The sequence below is a fragment of the Mucilaginibacter sp. genome (assembly GCF_039935595.1).
Lineage (GTDB): Bacteria > Bacteroidota > Bacteroidia > Sphingobacteriales > Sphingobacteriaceae > Mucilaginibacter.
Genome location: NZ_JBDTJZ010000030.1, coordinates 1 through 18,091 on the forward strand (window position 1 = coordinate 1; position 18,091 = coordinate 18,091).

Sequence of the window (18,091 nt, forward strand, 5' to 3'; positions counted from 1 at the left end):
CAATATACTTTTTACCGTTCTCGTCAAATAAGCAAGCGCCTTCGCCTTTTACAATGGGCACGGGCGGCAGGGCGGTTTTCATTTGGGTATAAGGGTGCCATACTACTTTTAAATCCCGTTCTGCTAAAGTCATACATTCTCCTTTAAAAGTTTTACTACATGCTGGTCTATCGGGAAAGTCATGTCTTCCGGCTGTAAGTCTGTAAGGGCCACCCAACGAAAAGCCTGTAGTACCTCTCCTTCCCCATCAAAATCAAAAGCAACGGTTTTTATACTCAAATTTAATGGGGATATTGCTTTAACCCTGTAGTAAACACTAATTATCTGTGCATCGCCGAAGGCAGATTTTACAAAAAAATCAGTAGTGTAAAAATGATTTAGCACTTCTATCTCTACATCACATTCTTCTAAAAACTCGCGTTTTAAACAATCGGTTAATCCTTCCCCATATTCTACACCTCCACCGGGCAATTTGGTAAACTGCCTGCCATACTCCTTCTCATCAGTAATTAATAGCTGGTTAGCCTCATTAACCAGCAAACCATAAGCACGTACATTAAATATAGCCATTATTCAAAGTGTTTTTTGTTTCGGATAACCCTGTCCATCGTCCATTCAATATGTTCGGTTTTAGGCTCGGAGCGTATGGGGCAGTTTGGCATACTACAGTAATGACAGCAGTCGGGCAAACAGGGGTCAGCATGTATAAATAATTCGGTTTTGGTTACTTCACGGTTTATCAGTTTATCAATCATTGATACTTCCTCGTGCACTTTGTTCAAATCAAAGTAATTAGGTAAAGTTACATGGCAATCAATATGTAACTCATTGCCGTATTTTTGAGCGCGAAAGTTATGAATGTCTATCCATTCCTCTTTGCGTTTATCGTTCAATATTTCAACAACATCAGCAACAACCAAAAAATCGGCCTCGTCCATTAACCCGCCTACCGATCTGCGAACCAGTTTATAACCCGTAAAAATTATATAGCATCCTACAATTATAGATAATACACCATCCAATACCAGCACACCTGTAAAATGTATCAGCAACAAACCTACAACCAGGCCGCCGCTGGTAACCATATCGGTAATAAGATGCCGGCCATCTGCCTCAATAGTTATAGATGGCAACGTTTTACCCTTATTTATCATATAAAAACCCAACACACCATTAACAGCACCGGTAATCCCAATTATTAAAGCACCGGTTAACAGGTCGTGAATAACATGCGGATAAAATATACTGTAACCAGCTTTAAAAATAATAATTAAACCGGCTACCAGTATTAGGGTACCTTCAATAAAAACCGAAAAATACTCAACTTTTCCGTGCCCGTAAGGGTGGTTCTCATCTCTTGGTTGCGAGGCTAAATAGATGCTAAAAAACGCGAACGAGCTGGCAATTACATTTACTATACTTTCGGCTGCATCTGTAAGCACAAACGTTGAGGACGTTATAAAATAGGCGCCAAATTTGGCAAGCATTAAAACAACGCCCGTTACCAGCGAAATTAATATGATTCTTTTTTGTTGCTGCAAAACCCTTTAAATATGGGCCAAATTTATAAATAACAAATGGTAACTATGGCAGAAAGCTGAAACCAAAATAGTAAAAGCAAAAAGTAGCTTTTAATGGCTTTAGCTTAAGGCTTATTTTCTATATTTGCCCTCGTTAACAATTTAAAACAGACATGAGCGCATTAAGTAACAGGATAAACAACCTGTCGGAATCAGCAACTATTAAAATGGCCAAAATGGGCCGTGAATTGGCCGCAAAAGGCATTGATGTGATAAATTTAAGCTTTGGCGAGCCCGATTTTAACACACCAAAGCATATTAAGGAAGCGGCTAAGAAGGCGATGGATGATAACTTTACTTATTATACCCCTGTTTCCGGCTACCCTGAATTGCGTAAAGCTGTTGTAGAAAAGTTAAAGAACGAAAATGGCTTAGATTATGACCCAAGCCAGATCGTGGTATCTACCGGTGCAAAACAATCAATTGCTAACGTTTTACTATGTCTGGTTAACCCCGGCGAAGAGGTAATCATACCTACACCTTACTGGGTGTCCTACTCGGAAGTGGTTAAGTTAACCGAAGGAAAAAGCGTATTTATTGATACTACCGTTGAGTCGGACTTTAAGATAAGCCCCGAACAGTTAGAGGCCGCTATTACGCCTAAAACCAAACTGTTTATGTTTTCATCGCCGTGTAACCCTACCGGTAGTGTTTACAGCAAAGCCGAATTGGAAGGGCTGGCTAAGGTATTTGAAAAACACCCCAACATCTACATCCTGAGCGACGAGATATATGAGCATATTAACTTTGTAGACAAACACGAGTCAATAGCTCAATTTGATAGCATCAAAGATCGTGTAATTATTATAAACGGATGGTCAAAAGCATTTGCAATGACCGGCTGGCGCTTAGGTTATTCGGCATCAAATAAAGAAATAGCAGCCGCTTGCGATAAATTACAGGGACAAATAACTTCAGGTACTTCGTCAGTTACCCAGCGTGCAGGTTTAGCTGCTTATCTGGGTGGTTTAGAGAGCGTATTAGAAATGCGCGAGCAATTTAAAAAACGCCGTGACCTTGTTTATGGCTTAATGAAAGATATTGAAGGTATTAAAGTAAACCTACCCGAAGGCGCGTTTTACTTCTTCCCTAATGTTACCTCTTTCTTTGGTAAAAGCTATAATGGCCGTACCATTAATGACGCCGATGAACTGAGCATTTACTTACTGGAAGAAGCCCACGTTTCAACCGTAGGTGGTGATTCATTTGGTGACAAAAAATCAATCCGTATGTCGTATGCTGCTTCTGAAGAGAAATTGATCGAAGCCATGAAACGCATTAAATCGGCTTTAGGAAAATTGAAATAATTTTATCCAAATAAAAAAACCTCTGGCCCCTTTGCAATGCAAAGGGGCTTTTTATTTAATGATGTATCTCTTTTTTAGCTTTAAGATTTAAAATAACATCGTGCGTACATAGTTTGATATTACATTGCGGGCTTAAAATTATAAGGTTATAAAGCGCGAAATGTTAACTTTATCTTCTAAACATTAATGCAATGATTCAAAAAACGGCCTGCTTTTTATTTCTGTTTTGTATTCTACAAAGCGCCGCTTTTACACAACCGTTTAATAAAGGCAAGTTAGACAGCTTTTTTGTAGCACTGAACAAGCATGACCAAAGTATGGGTAGTATCGCCATAGCCAAGAACGGCATGTTGGTATATCAAAACGCCATTGGGTATAGCCAGGTAGGTAACGGTTTAAAAACACCGGCGACCATTGGAACAAAATATCGGATAGGCTCTATCAGTAAGATGTTTACTGCTACTATGATCTTTCAGTTGATAGATGAAGGCAAGCTTAGCCTTCAGACACCACTGGGTAATTATTTTCCACAAATCTCAAATGCCGGGAAGATTACCATAGGAGAAATGCTGGGTCACCGCAGCGGTCTTCATAACTTTACAGCCGATTCGCTTTCTTATACAACGACTCCTAAGTCAGAAGCTGAAATGATTGCCATTTTTGCAAGACAGAAACCCGATTTTGAACCGGATGCAAAGGCTGTATACAGCAATACTAATTTCGTGCTACTGGGTTATATAATTGAAAGATTGACTGGTAAAACGTATGCTGAAGAATTAAGAAAACGTATTACTTCAAAAATAGGCCTTGCAGACACTTATTACGGAACTAAAGCCAACCCAGCCAAAAACGAATCTTACTCCTATGATTACGCAATACAGTGGACACAAGTGCCAGAAGCTGATTTGAGTATTCCGGCTGGCGCTGGAGCTGTTGTTTCCACACCCGCTGATCTGGTTAAATTTATAAATGCTCTTTTTGCAGGAAAACTCATTAGCCCGGCTAATTTAGAGCGGATGAAAACAATGAAAGACAACTATGGTATGGCCATGTTTATCATTCCATTTTATGATAAATATGGTTATGGACACAGTGGAGAAATGGATGGATTTTCAAGTTTACTTATTTATTTTCCGCAAGAGAAGGTAGCGATAGCTTATACTTCCAATGGGGCGAGATATTCAACGTTTGATGTGGTCAAAGGTGCATTAAGCATTTATTTTAACAGGCCATTTACAATCCCTGAATTTAAAGGGATCACCTTAAACGCCACAGACCTCAATAAATATATCGGTAAATATTCCAGCACCCAAATACCCATAAATATTGCCATAACTGAAAAAAATAAGACTCTTTACGCCCAGGCAGCTGGTCCGGGAACGTTTCCAAGAGCAATACCTTTAGAAGCTAAAGGTGCCGATAAATTTACTTATTCTGTTTATGATATTACCTTGCAGTTTGACACAGCAAAAAATAGTTTCTCTTTAATTCAGGGAGGTACTACTAATCTTTTTACTAAAATCGAGTAGCCGAAGCAGATTGCAAGTTCGAAATTGATATCTGATTTATTTTTATTGTATATTTTTAGTACTGATTAACTACGATATCCCAACAAAAACTTTAGTTTTAAGCCATTATTAAAGCATTCCTTATGAACTTTGATGTAGACAGACAAACATTAGACGACTTAGCCATATTTTATAAATTTGTTTAGTGAGCGACTATTTATTATTTATTGATACCGAAGCAACCGACCTGCCTAAAAACTGGACGCTGCCATTTGATAGCCCCGGCAACTGGCCGCACGCACTGCAAATATCATGGGTGATTTATAATAAAGATCGCACGGAAATAAAGCGCGAAGATCATTATATACGTGTTGATAATGACGTAGAAATAAGCGACGGTGCATTAAAGGTTCACGGTATCACTAAATCATTTTTACAGCAACACGGCGAACAAATAGATACCGTTTTACAACTGTTTATAGCCGATATGGATAAATTTAAACCGCTGCTGATTGGTCACTTTGTTAAACTGGATTATCATGTTTTGGCGGTCGAACTTTACAGGGCAGGTATGAGCTTTAATTTTGACGATACCCCCATGTTTTGCACCATGATAACCAGCGACGATATTGCGCAAAATTACAGGAAACGGCAGTTAAAGCTGGACGAACTATATAACCTGTTATTTTATAAAGATCCTGTTAAACCGCACAATGCCTTGTATGACGCCCACTCGGCAGCCGATTGCTTTTTTGAGTTGACTGACCGCGGAGAAATAACCGCTAAAATTATTGAGCGGCAAAATAAACAATCGTACAATTGGCGCAGGCCCATAGTTAAACAAAAAAACTGGCTGCTGCCGGTAATATTAGTGGTTATAATTTGTGTAATAATTTATTGCATTTTATGAAAGATCGACTGGAATTTCTGAAAACTGTAGCACCCTTTAATTTATTACCCGAGGATGTGTTAAAGGGTGTAGCCGAACAACTACACAAGGTTAGTTATGATGCCGACAAGATTATTTACCAGCAAGAGGTTACCAAACTAAAAGGTGTTGACATTATTTTCAAAGGTCACTACGAGTCCTTTTTTTACGATAATGCACAAAATAAGCGATTAATTGAGATACACGGTCCCGGCTTTTGCTACGGAGGCGTTTCCGTTTTGTTGAACAGGCGCCAATCATTACGTACCGTAATTGCAGCAAAGGGTACTGTTATCTATTTTCTGCACCGAAAGGATTTTAGGCTGCTTTGTAAAACTTACGAAAACTTTTTTCAGCATTTCAGCTCAGAGTTTGGCAAACGGATGCAAAACGAGGAGTTTGTGCATTTTTTTAAAAAGCCGGCCACATTTGAGGAAAGCTATATGGCTGCCGACCAGCTATACTCGCGCAAAATAGAAAGTGTTGAACAACGGGCTATCGTATCATGCCCGGGCACTACGTCCATTTATAAAGTGGCACAAACTATGGCCACGCATAAAGTAAGCTGTCTGTTTGTTACCGATGAAAACGGTAAAATGATGGGCTATGTAACTGATATAACTTTACGCGATAAAGTTATTGGCTTACAGATAAACCCGCAGGAAGCTGTAAGCACGGTAATGGAATCGCCGGTGGTAAGTGTTGATGTATCAGCTTATATGTACGAGGCCATACTGATGATGTTTCAAACCAAAACCCGTTACCTGCTGGTAAAAAAGGGGGATGATTATATTGGTTTTTTAAGCAGGAATAAATTATTAAGCGAGCAGGCACAGTCGCCGCTGATTTTTATACAATCAGTTAAATCGGCAGTATCTGCGCAGGAGTTAAAGAAAAAATGGGAAGCTGTGCCGGCTTTTGTGAACCAATTATTGCAAAGAGGCGTGCATGCGCATATTGCTAACCGCGTTATCACAACTATTGCCGATACAATTGCGTTAAAGGTTATTGAACAGGCTATTGAACTATTAGGTCAACCGCCTGCAAAATTTGTATTTATCGTATTGGGCAGCGAGGGCCGCAAAGAGCAAACTTTTAAAACCGATCAGGATAACGCTATTATTTATGAAGATAAAGCTAATGAACACCGGGAGGAAGTAAGAGAATACTTTTTAAATTTTGCAACCCAGGTTTCGGAAAGGTTGAACGAGATAGGCTTTGTTTTTTGCACCGGCGGCTATATGGCACAAAACCCAAAATGGACACATTCGTTATCGCATTGGAAAAGAAATTACGAGCATTGGATGGATGAATCATTACCCGAAACAGTTATCAATTTCTCTACATTTTTTGATTGCCGTACTATTTATGGCGACGAAAGTATTATGGATGAGCTGCATGATTTTTTAAACGAGATGCTGCAAAAACCGCAGGATAAGTTATTTTACAACATGACTATTAATGCACTGCAGTACGAACCTCCTTTAACTTTTTTTAACTCCATACGCACATTTACAAAGGATGAAAAAGAAGTTTTTGATATTAAAAAGGCCATGACCCCTATTGTTGATCTGGTACGGGTTTACGCGCTTAAATACCTCATTTTTGAACAAAACACAGGCGACAGGATGAAAATTTTAAAAGAAAAAGGGGTGTTTACCGAAGCCCAGTATTACGAGTTAAATCAGGCTTATTATTTTTTAATGAACATTCGCCTTAAAAAGCAAAGTATACAATTAATGCAGGACCGTACCGACCCCGATAATTATATGGACATTTCTGCCCTTAGTAAAATTGAACGCGTTACGCTTAAAGAAGTATTTAAAGTGATCAAAAATTTCCAATCGAAAATTAAGCTTGAATTTACCAATAGTTTACTCAGTTAAAAATTCTTAATAATTGCATTTCAACAAAACAATTTTGAGTAACTTTAATTGTACTGCTACTATATGCCATCTAAATTAACTGATAAAACAAATTTTAATCTCGATCTTTTCTTCGAGTTTTCGGCAGACTTGTTTTGCATCGCCGGTTATGACGGGTATTTTAAACGGATAAACCCGGCGGTATCTAAAGTATTGGGATATACAAATGATGAACTTTTTGCCAGGCCAATTAATGACTTTATACATCCCGAAGACCAGGAAATAACACAGAGAAACAGGGATAATTTAAAAAACACTATCCCGCTTTTAAATTTCGAGAACCGTTATATAACCAAAACAGGCGATGTGGTATGGCTGGCATGGACATCAATGCCTGACGATAATGAAAAAGCAGTATATGCTATAGCTAAAAACATCACCCATAAAAAGAAACAGGAGCAAAACAGGAACGAGTTGCTTACCAAATTAACGGAGATCAATAACGATCTTAAACAGCTAAATTATACTACATCGCATGATTTGCGGGCGCCTGTAAACAATCTGCTTTCGGTTTTTAATTTGCTTGATCTAGATAAAATACAGGATACCGAATTTTTAAACTTTATTGAAATGTTTAAAACAGCTACCGAAAGCCTGAAGCAAAGCCTTAGTACTTATATTGATAATTTAACCCAACGCGACAGCCTTCACATTCATGTTGAGCAGGTAAACTTAAACGAATGTATACATACCATAAAGCAATCATTAAAAGCCCTTATACACAACTCAAATACAACGATAAATATTGATTTTAGTGAAATAGGGTATGTAAAATTCAATAAAGCTTACTTAGAAAGCACATTTTTAAACCTGATCACTAATTCTATCAAATATGCGAGACCGGAGCAGCCTCCAGTTATATCAGTTTATAGTAAACTGGTCGATAACACTACGCAGGTGATATTTTTAGATAATGGGCTTGGTTTTGATATGGATAAAGTAAAAGATAAGGTATTCGGATTCAGGCAAAGGTTTCATGACCATGCCGATGGTAAGGGGATTGGCCTGTACCTGGTTTACAATCATATTACCAATTTGGGCGGAACTATAACTATAGAAAGCAAACCCAATGAGGGTGCTAAGTTTATTATTACTTTCCTAAATTAGCCTAAGTAATAGCTACTAATTTACTTACACTACGGTAAACATATTCATTATAAATATGCCGGCGTGCAAACCTGCCGGGCGAATCTGAATTGATCAATTTAGTATATACCGCTTTAGGTACATCAAAATATTCATACTCATTGCCATCTAAAAATGATACTTTAAGCACCTGCGACCGGTATTCAAAATCAGCAATATTTGAGGTGGTTGTGGTAAGTGTATAGTCGCCAAATGTTTGATCGCGGGTTTCGGGCGCAATGCTTACCAAAAAATGGTACGCCTCAATAATGGTCTTGCTTTTTTCTTCGGCCTCTAATTTACTTTCTGCGCTATCCTGAAACTTATCTGGGTGCCAGGTTTTCATTAAACCGCGGTAAACTGATTTTAACTCCTGCAATTCTGCATTTTCTGCAACACCTAAAAGCTTCCTGTAATCAACTATCTTTTTCATATTATCTGTATTATTATAGTTGAATCAAGTAGGATGTTTCCAAAAATAATTTTGCAAAGGTACGGTTTAATTTGCCCAATAATAACCGGGCTCATAAAAATGGGCTTATAAAGCTGTTTATCAGTTTAGTTTGTTATTTATCACTTATAATAGCTTCCTTTTTACGTCTTAAATTAACACTATGCTTTTTTAATAAGTTATAGGTAAGGTTGAGCCCCATATATTGCATGTTGCGGCTGCTATTGGTGCCATCAAAATAATAAAAGCCCTGTAATATGGCCACCTCCAGCTTTTCGGATATATTAAAATTAATACTGTTACAAATTTCGGTAACTAATGCCTGTTTAGCTCCTGCCACATAACCTACACCCAAACACAACCCCTCAGAAAAGCGGCCCTTCGAAAAAATATTTATGGTCGGCCTAAACTCAAAAAAATGGGTAGTATCTGTTCTTGTTGTGCTAAATTGTCCGCTTGCCACCCCTATATCAAATATACCATACGTTTTTCCTACTTCTATAGAGGGAATAAACCTTTCGGCCACCCCTCCTTTTGCGCTCACAAAAAAATTGGCACCTGTAGTTATGTAAAAATACCGGGGTTCTTGGTTTTCTTTTGATGTATCTTTCTCAATTACAGTATCCTTGTTAGCTATTTTTTCCATTAGGCTAATTTTGCTTACGGTTTTGGATATACCCTGGGCAAACAAATCAAACACACATAATATAAGCAAACCGGTTAATAGTATCCTCATAGCTAACAATTAAACTACAAAGACAGCTAACCGTTTTATTTGTTTTAGTACAGTGTACTTAACTACAATAATCAGGCAGTTACCGTTGCAATTGAACCATTTACTGACACTGTAAACCTCTGCAATGCAGCTGCAGCCGGGCCCATTATAACCTGGCCAGTTGTGCTAAACTCACTACCGTGTAACGGGCAAATAAATATACCCTGGTTTTGATTATAATTAATTGCAGTACCCTCATGGGTACAGGCAACCTGTACAGCCGTAAATGATGCAGCTGTATTTCCGGCGGCAATACGGGCCAGTATAACACCGTTCGCTACCTTGGTATCGCCAATGTTTAATAAAGTAGTGCTTAAATCGGCAGTAAATACGGTACCGCTACCCGGCGTAGGTGTATTTGAATTTGCTGGAGAAGGATCTCCTTTTTTTGAGCAGGATACCAGGCCACAACCTGTACAAGCCAGTAATACGCCCAAACTTAATTTAGATAAAAACTCGTCTCTTTCCATATTGTAAAATTGATTGTTATTTACAATACGTGGTTGTTACGTTTGTGGTTGCTTTTTATGCAGATAAATACCCCCTACACTTGGTAGTATGATCACTGTCATTTAAACAGTCACTTTTTGACATAAAACCAGACACTTTATCCATTTATTACGAATAAATGGCAGTGTTAAAAGTTCCATTTCAAAGTAATTTTACTTAAACGCACGTGCAAACCCACTCTTGAAAACAGATCAAAATATCAACTCATAATCAACCCGATACATATTAACATTTGTTAATAAACCACAAATATATCGCTTTGACCGGTGGCTTGAAATGTTAAATAATTACCAAAATGGCTTATTGGCAAAGTATTTGTTTACATGCCAGTAATATTATTCATAGTATTTACACATAATGAAAACTACAACAATGAAAAATTTCAAAAAATTAGCAGCCGCAGCATTAACTGGCGTAGCGCTATTAATCGGAACCAATGTACATGCGCAAACTACCCCTTCAAACGCTTTCCGTTTTGGGATAGGTTTAGAAACCGGCCTACCTACCGGTAACGCAAGTAACTTTTCAAATTTTGAATTAGGCGGTACTGCACGCTTACAATATGGTTTAACCAATGATCTGGCATTAACACTTACTTCAGGTTATTACAATATGTTTGGTAAGCATCTTCCAGGTTCGTCAACGCTAAAGTATAGCGATAATGGTATTGTTCCATTAAAAGCAGGTATTAAAGCGTTTTTTGCTTCAAACCTTTATTTTGGTGCCGAAGTAGGTGCCGGTTTTGAAACTGCCACCGGTGGTAATACTAAATTTATTGCTTCGCCGGGTTTAGGCTGGGCCAATAAAAGCTGGGACATAGCAGCCAGATATGAAAACTTTGCTGGTCAAAGCAACAACTACGGTTTGGTTGGGTTGCGTATAGCTTACGGCTTTCAGTTGTAACTAAACTTACTTAAAATAACAAACCCCTATTTGCAATTGCAAATAGGGGTTTGTTATTTATATTTAAACCTGCGGATCGTGATCCGGGTCGGGTTTAAAGTTTTTCTCCAGTTCAGCCAGTTTCTTTTTTCCATAGGCAAAACGGGTTATTAAGAAGTACAATACCGGCACTATAAATATAGCCAGCGATGTAGCCGCCAACATGCCGCCAAACACTGTCCACCCTATGGTTTTACGGGCCTGAGCACCAGCACCCGACGCAAATACCAACGGCAATACACCCAATATAAATGCCATTGAGGTCATGATGATAGGCCGTAAACGAAGGCGCACTGCTTCAAGGGTAGCTTTTTCCAACTCCATACCCCTATCTACCCGTTCTTTGGCAAACTCTACTATCAGGATGGCATTTTTGGCCGCCAGTCCTATAAGCGTTATTAAACCAATTTGCGCGTAAACGTTATTATCTAAACCTGAATTAAAGGTGAGGAACAAAATAGCACCAAAGGCACCCAGCGGTACAGCGAATAACACTGAAAATGGCACCGACCAGCTTTCGTACAAGGCAGCAAGGAACAAAAACACAAAGCCTATAGATAAAGCGAATATGTATACCGTTTTTGACCCTGATAACTTTTCTTCGCGACTAAGACCGGCAAATTCATAGCCATAGCCCTGTGGTAAGGTTTTGGCTGCTACTTCCTCTAACGCGTTCAACGCATCGCCGCTACTGTACCCTGGTTTGGGGTTCCCATCTACCTCCGCGGAGCGGAACAGGTTAAAGTGCGAAATTAACGGCGCATTTTCAATAACCTTATAGCTGGTAACCGTACTTAACGGCACCATGGTACCGGCCTGGTTGCGCACAAAATACTGCCCTATGTTTTGGATATTGGTTCGGTAATTAGTATCAGCCTGCTCAACTACCCTAAAGGTACGGCCATATAAAGTAAGGTCATTTACGTACGAGCTACCCATATAAACCTGCAACGCGTTATTAATATCTGATAACTGCACCCCCATCCGTTTAGCTTTTTCCCTGTCAATAGTTAACTGGTAAGCAGGTGTACGCGCTGTAAAGAAGGAGAACGCTTTGGCTATCTCCGGCCGTTTATTTACCTCTTTTACAAAATTATTCAATACGCTTTCAAAGTTTTTAATATCCCCACCGGCTTGTTTTTCTTCTAATATAAATGAGAAACCCGCTGTGCTACCTAACCCCGGTATTGCAGGCGGGGGTATAATGGTTAAGTTGGCCTCCTTAAACTTTGCCAGTTTTTGCTGAAGCCGTGGTATTAAACCAAATAACTGTTGCTCTTTATTTTTACGCTCATCCCAGGGTTTAAGCTGCACAAATATGGTGGCGCTGTTTGATTTGGTGGCGAAGTTTACCACATTCAATCCACCCAAAGCAGCATAGTGCCCTATTTCGGGTATACTGTCAAGCGTTTTCATCATCTCATGCAAAACCGCAACGGTACGTTGTGTTGAGGCGGCTTCGGGCAGATCATACGTGATATATATACGCCCGTCATCCTCTGTAGGTATAAAACCAGTAGGCTTCTTTTCAAATAACAATATGGTACCAATTACAATACATACCAGTATAATAACCACAAATTTGGAGTTTTTTATACCCCGATGCACCCCGTTACGGTATTTACCGGTAACACGCTCAAACCAGGTATTAAACTTATAGAAGAACTTATCAAGCCCTTTTGATTTATCGTCAAGCTTATGCGGCTTTAATATTAATATACAAAGAGCGGGCGTTAATGACAGGGCCACAAACGCTGATATTAGCACCGATATAGCTATGGTAATAGCAAATTGCTGGTATAACCTGCCCACAATGCCCGGCACAAACCCTACCGGCACAAACACTGCGGCTAATATTAACGCAATAGCTATTACCGGAGCAGATATATCGCGCATGGCATGTTCAGTAGCTTCGCGCGGCGACATATTTTTCTCGTCCATATAATGCTGCACGGCCTCAACCACCACAATAGCATCATCAACCACAATACCAATGGCCAGTACAAAACCGAACAAGGTGAGTGTATTAATAGTAAAATGCAGCGGGATAAAGAAAATGAACGTACCAATAATAGATACAGGTATAGCTAATACCGGTATTAGCGTAGTGCGCCAGCTTTGTAAAAACAAATACACCACAACAATAACCAATAGCAGTGCTATAAGTAACGTTTCTACTACCTCATGAACAGATACTTTTACTACGGTTACCGCTTCAAATGGCACTACATAATTCACATCAACCGGAAAACTTTTTTTAAGCTGCTCCATGGTGGCATAAACATTATCTGCTGTTTCAATAGCATTACTGTTTGGTGCCTGGTAAACCAGCAGGTACGATGCACGCTTACCATCAACATACGAGTTACCCGCGTAATTAAATTTACCCAACTCAACCCGTGCAACATCTTTTAAATGCACTACAGCACCGTTGTTTGGCTGGGTGCGTACTATAATATTCTCAAACTCACTTTTATTGGTTAACCTGCCCTTTACCAATACCGTGTATTCAAACGGCTGCCCATTCTCTTGCGGTGTTGAGCCTACTGTACCTGCAGATACCTGCGCATTTTGCTCCTGTAAGGCCGCGGTGATATCACCTGCGGTTATGCCTAATGCCGCCAGTTTATCGGGCTTTAACCATATACGCATACTAAAATCATCAGCACGGGTAAACACATCGCCCACCCCTTTTGAGCGCAATAATGCATCGCGGACAAAAATATTAGCATAGTTATCTAAAAACGTAACATCATGCGATCCTTTAGGCGCATATAAAGCCACCAGCATTAATATACTAGGGTTACGTTTACGTACGGTTAAGCCCAAACGCTGAACTTCCTGTGGTAGCGTTGGTGTGGCTATGCCTACCCGGTTTTGTACATCAAGCGCGGCGATATTAATATCCGTTCCTACTTCAAAGTTAACGGTCATGCTCACGGCGCCGTTGCTGGTGCTGTTACTTTGCAAATAGGTCATGCCGGGCACACCGTTTACCTGTACTTCTACAGGCGTGGCCACAGTTTGTTCAACGGTTAAGGCATCCGCGCCAATATAACTGCCGCTTATGTTTACGGTTGGCGGGGTAATTTCGGGGTATTGGCCTATGGCTAAACTGCCAATGGCTAAAATACCTACAATAACTATTACCAATGATATTACAATGGCGGTAACAGGTCTTCGTATAAAGGTATCTGCAATCATTCTTTCTTTTTATTTTTTTATAAACCTCTATTTTGCCTGCTGTGCTTTTTGTGTGGCTGCAGGTGCAGCACCACCTAAGGTAATTTTACCGCCATCCTGCAAGCGCTGGAATCCCTCGGTTATCACTTTATCTCCGGCATTGATGCCATTCATTATAACTACGTCAAACCCTACCCTATGCCCTAAGGTTACTTTTAGCTGGCGGGCAACGGTATCCTGGGCAACAAATACAAAAAACTCGCCCATTTGCTCGGTTACCGCTTTGTATGGTATTTGCACCTGTACGCCCGATTCATTATTCAACACCTTTAATACACAGCTCATACCATCCTTAAGTATATCCTGATCATTATCAAACTTTACCCTTACTTTAATGGTACCGGTTTGGTTGTTCACGCCACGGTCTATAGCTAAAATTTTTCCGGGTTTATTATAAGTAGTTACCCCGTCAGATAGTTGCAGTTTAAACGTTGTATCTGTACTGCGTTGCTGCAGTTTATAAAAACGGTTAATATCCTGCTCATTGATCACTACATCCACCGCTATTGGGTTTTCGCTTGATATGGTATTTAACAAAGTGCTGCCCGGCGTAATTTGCGCCCCCAATTTTACCTGCGAAATGCCTATGCGCCCTGTAAAAGGTGCGCTAATAGTAGCATACGAAAGATCTGTTTTTGCTGATGACACAGCCGCTTTGGCAACAGCAACCTGGCTCTTGCTGGTTTCGTAAGCGGCGGTTGCCTGATCAACTGTTTGGCGCGCAATTGCGTCATTTTTTAACAACATGTTATACCTGTCCACATCCTTTTGGGCTTTGGTAAGATTAGCTTCCGCACTTAATAAATTAGCCTGTGCCTGTTGGTAGGCATCCATATATTTACGGCGATCAATTTCATACAGCGGTTTCCCTTTTTGTACTACTTCGCCTTCTTTAAAAAAAATGCCGGTTATAAAACCGCTCACCTGGCTGCGCAGTTCAACCGTATTTAAGGCAACCACCGTACCCTGGTAGTTATCATAATAAGTTGCTGCGGCTTTTTTTGCTTCCACTACGTTTACAGGTGTTGGCGCTACAACAGGGGCAGTTTGTTTATTATTACCACAGGCCGACGCTAATAATATAACAGGGGCCGTCCAAAATATATAATTGTTTTTCATTGATGTGATTTTCATTTTGATGTTAATAGTTATTGTACGGTAAGTGTACCCAATGCTTTTTGCAGGTCTATTTTGCTTGACAGTACCTGGAACAAAGCATTATAATAATTTAGTTCGGAAGTTCGCAGATCTGATTGTGCTACAATTACATCAAGATAGGTTTTTACACCCTCTCGGTATTGCAGGCTTACTACATTATATACATCTTTTGCCAAATCAACATTCTGCTTAAGCATTTGCCAGTTGGTATAATTACTTTTATAACTGGCCAATGCCTGTGTATACTGAGTGGTTATGGTATTGGTTGAGTTTTCAATATCCAGATCGGCACGCTCAACCTGCAAACGCGCCTTACTTAAATTTTGCAAACGTTTGGTTCCCTGAAATATAGGTAAAGCCAATGTTAGGCCTGCGTATGCACTTGGAAAGGAACGGCTGTACAAATTTGACAAGTTGTTGTTTAAATAAATTAGGTTGTAACTCCCAATGGCCGACAGCGAAGGCAAATAACTATATTTATAATAATTAACATTTAAGTTTTTCAGGTTTTTTTGCGTTTGCAATAATTGAAATTCAATACGGTTATTTACATCAAGCCGCTGGTTGGTATCAATAAAAGCCTCCTTTTCATACCGGGTAGAATCATAATCAAGTGTTATGGGGTTAGCCGGGTTAACGCCCATTATTTGTTTAAGATAAGCCAATTTTCCATTTATAGCTTCGCTGGTTTGTTTGCGGTTGGCTATAGCATTATTTAAAGCTATGGTGGCCTGTTTGTAATCTATTTTATCAACCACACCAGCCTGGTACCTGCTGTACGCATCCTTCAGGCTGCGTTGCAGGCGGGTAATATCTTCATTAATAATATTCAACTGCCTTTGCGATAACAACACATCAAAAAATGCCTTGCTAACGTCCGACACTACATTTATCTGGCTGCTAACGGCGTTTTCTTTATAATATAAACGTGAGTAGTTGGCCGTTTTAGCAGCCAGCAAAACATCATTATTATATATAACCTGGCTGGCCTGCAGGCCCAGGCTTGAAAATTCGTTATTGGGCGTACCGGCGGGCAGGGCGGCACTACCTGTCGAGTTTACAGGGCTGCCTTTAAAATAATGCTGGTATGAGCCCGACGAATTGATTTGCGGCAGCCAGCCCGCTAAACCAATACGTATATCTTTTTCATTTATTTCCTCGTCAATAGCGGCCTGCCGTACCGCCGGTTGATTACGTAAAGCGTAAACTACACATTGCTGCAGGGTTACGTTACCTTGAATGGTATCATTATTATGCTGTGCGAGTAAGGTGAAAGGTGAAAATGATGTTAAAATAATTATTAACAATAAGTGTATTTTTTTCATACGATAGAAATTGATCCTGAGACCGGGTGATTTTTTTAACAGCAATGTTGAAATTGTTGTAAATAGTATTAGCTGATTAGGAAAATGCGAAGATGAGACAATGTATAAGGAATAAAAAATCAAGAATAAAATTTTTACGTAAATACTACATAAATCATATATTAAGCCACTTTTTTATGGCACTATTTAAAAAAATGAAAAATAGTAATCATAAATAAATAAAAAATTTAATTAATTTGCCGACTGAGAAGGAACTTTTTACTTTGTAAAAAAAGTAATGTTAAAAAAAATTACATACTAAATATAGGTTATAAGCTTATTCGTGGTATTTTTACAAAAAATTTAAGCAGGGTTAATACATGGTTAAAAGACTACATGATAAGATTGCGCAATTTAAAGATGCCGCAGCGATCAGGGAAAAAGGATTATATCCTTATTTCAGGCCCATTGAGTCTGGACAGGACACTGAAGTTATTATAGACAATAAAAGAGTGTTAATGTTTGGGTCAAACTCATACCTGGGTCTAACAAATCACCCTAAGATCAAAGAAGCATCAAAAAAAGCAATTGATAAGTATGGAACGGGTTGTGCAGGGTCACGATTTTTAAATGGTACGCTTGATATACATATTGAATTAGAAGACAGGCTGGCCACTTACGTAGGTAAAGAGGCTGCTGTATTATTTAGCACAGGTTTCCAGGTTAATTTAGGTGTGCTATCAAGCATAACCGGACGTAATGATTATTTAATATTAGACGAATATGATCACGCTTCATTAATTGATGGCAGCCGTCTTTCGTTTTCAAAAGTTATTAAATACGCACATAATGATATGGAAGACCTTAAGCGTAAGCTAAGTATTCTTCCGGAAGAGGCTGTAAAAGTTATTGCTGTTGATGGTATCTTCAGCATGGAAGGCGATATTGTTAAATTGCCCGAAATAGTACAGATAGCTGATCAGTTTGGCGCCAACATTATGGTAGATGACGCGCATAGCTTAGGGGTTATTGGCCATAAAGGTGCCGGTACCGCTTCGCATTTTGGCCTTACTGATGATGTTGACCTTATAATGGGCACCTTCAGTAAATCATTAGCATCATTAGGTGGCTTTATAGCTGCCGACCACGAAACTATTGATTATTTAAAACACCGCGCACGCTCATTAATGTTTAGCGCCAGTATGACGCCCGGCTCTGTAGCCAGCGTAATTGCCGCTTTAGATATTATTGAATCAGAGCCTGAGCGCATCCAAAAACTTTGGGATAATACTAATTATGCCATGAAACTTTTACTGGATGAAGGTTTTGACCTTG

15 protein-coding genes are annotated in these 18,091 nt (G+C 39.4%); 7 read left to right on the forward strand and 8 right to left on the reverse strand.

Annotation, left to right across the window (positions count from 1 at the left end):
- Positions 1-129: 129 nt before the first annotated feature.
- On the reverse strand, positions 130-570 hold the full coding sequence (locus ABI367_RS01690; protein ID WP_462229298.1) for an NUDIX hydrolase: 441 nt from the start codon (positions 568-570) through the stop codon (positions 130-132).
- Complete coding sequence (locus tag ABI367_RS01695) at positions 570-1,541, reverse strand: cation diffusion facilitator family transporter (protein ID WP_462229301.1); 972 nt, start codon at positions 1,539-1,541, stop codon at positions 570-572. Before ABI367_RS01695 ends, ABI367_RS01690 begins: the two co-directional genes overlap by 1 nt.
- Positions 1,542-1,693: 152 nt before the next feature.
- Between ABI367_RS01695 and ABI367_RS01700 the strand changes: the two genes are divergently transcribed.
- The 5 genes from ABI367_RS01700 (at position 1,694) to ABI367_RS01720 (ending at position 8,355) form a co-directional block, all read left to right on the forward strand.
- Positions 1,694-2,887 carry a pyridoxal phosphate-dependent aminotransferase gene (locus ABI367_RS01700; protein WP_462229303.1) on the forward strand — a complete coding sequence of 398 codons (1,194 nt, stop codon included), beginning with the start codon at positions 1,694-1,696 and terminating at the stop codon, positions 2,885-2,887.
- Positions 2,888-3,078: 191 nt separating this feature from the next.
- Entirely contained in the window at positions 3,079-4,416 is a 1,338-nt protein-coding gene (locus ABI367_RS01705) for a serine hydrolase domain-containing protein (RefSeq protein WP_462229305.1), read from the forward strand.
- Positions 4,417-4,600: 184 nt separating this feature from the next.
- Positions 4,601-5,305, forward strand: coding sequence for a 3'-5' exonuclease (locus ABI367_RS01710; RefSeq protein ID WP_462229307.1), 705 nt, complete (start codon positions 4,601-4,603; stop codon positions 5,303-5,305).
- Positions 5,302-7,209 carry a DUF294 nucleotidyltransferase-like domain-containing protein gene (locus ABI367_RS01715; RefSeq protein WP_462229309.1) on the forward strand — a complete coding sequence of 636 codons (1,908 nt, stop codon included), beginning with the start codon at positions 5,302-5,304 and terminating at the stop codon, positions 7,207-7,209. Before ABI367_RS01710 ends, ABI367_RS01715 begins: the two co-directional genes overlap by 4 nt.
- A gap of 63 nt (positions 7,210-7,272) precedes the next feature.
- Entirely contained in the window at positions 7,273-8,355 is a 1,083-nt protein-coding gene (locus tag ABI367_RS01720; protein WP_462229311.1) for a PAS domain-containing sensor histidine kinase, read from the forward strand.
- 1 nt (position 8,356) lies between these two features.
- On the opposite strand, the gene ABI367_RS01725 is transcribed toward ABI367_RS01720, so the two are convergent.
- The 3 genes from ABI367_RS01725 to ABI367_RS01735 form a co-directional block, all read right to left on the reverse strand.
- Positions 8,357-8,806 (reverse strand): KTSC domain-containing protein, encoded by a 450-nt coding sequence (locus ABI367_RS01725; protein WP_462229313.1) that lies wholly within the window; start codon positions 8,804-8,806, stop codon positions 8,357-8,359.
- A gap of 133 nt (positions 8,807-8,939) precedes the next feature.
- Positions 8,940-9,560: a hypothetical protein gene (locus ABI367_RS01730; protein WP_462229315.1), complete on the reverse strand. Its 621-nt coding sequence runs from the start codon at positions 9,558-9,560 to the stop codon at positions 8,940-8,942.
- 71 nt (positions 9,561-9,631) lie between these two features.
- Positions 9,632-10,069 carry a QcrA and Rieske domain-containing protein gene (locus ABI367_RS01735; protein ID WP_462229317.1) on the reverse strand — a complete coding sequence of 146 codons (438 nt, stop codon included), beginning with the start codon at positions 10,067-10,069 and terminating at the stop codon, positions 9,632-9,634.
- Between the two features lie 397 nt (positions 10,070-10,466).
- Here ABI367_RS01735 and ABI367_RS01740 point away from each other — a divergent pair, with 397 nt between their 5' ends.
- Complete coding sequence (locus ABI367_RS01740) at positions 10,467-11,012, forward strand: hypothetical protein (protein ID WP_462258001.1); 546 nt, start codon at positions 10,467-10,469, stop codon at positions 11,010-11,012.
- Between the two features lie 63 nt (positions 11,013-11,075).
- Here ABI367_RS01740 and ABI367_RS01745 read toward each other — a convergent pair whose 3' ends face one another.
- From ABI367_RS01745 to ABI367_RS01755, 3 genes are read right to left on the reverse strand one after another with little or no spacing between them, the layout of a single operon-like run.
- A complete protein-coding gene (locus ABI367_RS01745) occupies positions 11,076-14,255 on the reverse strand; it encodes an efflux RND transporter permease subunit (RefSeq protein WP_462229321.1) in 3,180 nt (1,059 codons plus the stop codon).
- 27 nt (positions 14,256-14,282) lie between these two features.
- Positions 14,283-15,428 (reverse strand): efflux RND transporter periplasmic adaptor subunit, encoded by a 1,146-nt coding sequence (locus ABI367_RS01750; RefSeq protein WP_462229323.1) that lies wholly within the window; start codon positions 15,426-15,428, stop codon positions 14,283-14,285.
- Between the two features lie 14 nt (positions 15,429-15,442).
- A complete protein-coding gene (locus tag ABI367_RS01755; protein WP_462229325.1) occupies positions 15,443-16,777 on the reverse strand; it encodes a TolC family protein in 1,335 nt (444 codons plus the stop codon).
- 359 nt (positions 16,778-17,136) lie between these two features.
- Here ABI367_RS01755 and ABI367_RS01760 point away from each other — a divergent pair.
- A partial coding sequence (locus ABI367_RS01760; protein WP_462229327.1) for an aminotransferase class I/II-fold pyridoxal phosphate-dependent enzyme occupies positions 17,137-18,091 on the forward strand: 955 nt, incomplete at its 3' end.